Annotated in this window: 1 protein-coding gene; it reads right to left on the bottom strand. The window is 32.8% G+C overall.

Annotated elements, in window-relative coordinates; all coding sequences use genetic code 11:
- Positions 1-144: 144 nt before the first annotated feature.
- Positions 145-494: aminotransferase class I/II-fold pyridoxal phosphate-dependent enzyme (locus tag TCEL_RS13725; protein ID WP_040683675.1), on the bottom strand; the 350-nt coding region annotated here is incomplete at its 5' end.

The following is a 494-nucleotide window of genomic DNA, read 5'->3' on the forward strand; positions in this document are numbered from 1 at the left end:
TGTAGGAACAGCACTATCATATGCAAAAGCCAAACGCTCCTCTTCTTTGTAGAATCTTTACAATTTCAATTGGAGGGCTTATTCTATCGTCATTTGAATAATCCTTCATAGCAAGACCAAGCACACCAATCTTTGATCCTGGTCTTACAATAACACCTTTCTTAAAAGCTTATTGAAAACATCCATGTCATCTTTTCCTGTATCTACCATAACAAAATTAGCTTGACTCTCTATATAATTTAACCCTAATCTGTCAAATTCTTTATAGTAGTATTTACGTCCCTCGTCATTCTTTTCAACAATGAATTTTAAAAACTCCTCATCCTTTAGTGCAGCAATACCTGCCTCCTGAGCAATTAAATTTGTATCAAAAGGTCCAATAACAGAGTTCATATATTGAGTTATCTCTTCATTAGCTATTCCATATCCTAATCTTAAACCTGCAAGTCCATAAGCCTTAGAAAAGGTTCTTAATATTACTATATTATTATATT

Source organism: Thermobrachium celere DSM 8682 (assembly GCF_000430995.1).
Classification (GTDB): domain Bacteria; phylum Bacillota; class Clostridia; order Clostridiales; family Caloramatoraceae; genus Thermobrachium; species Thermobrachium celere.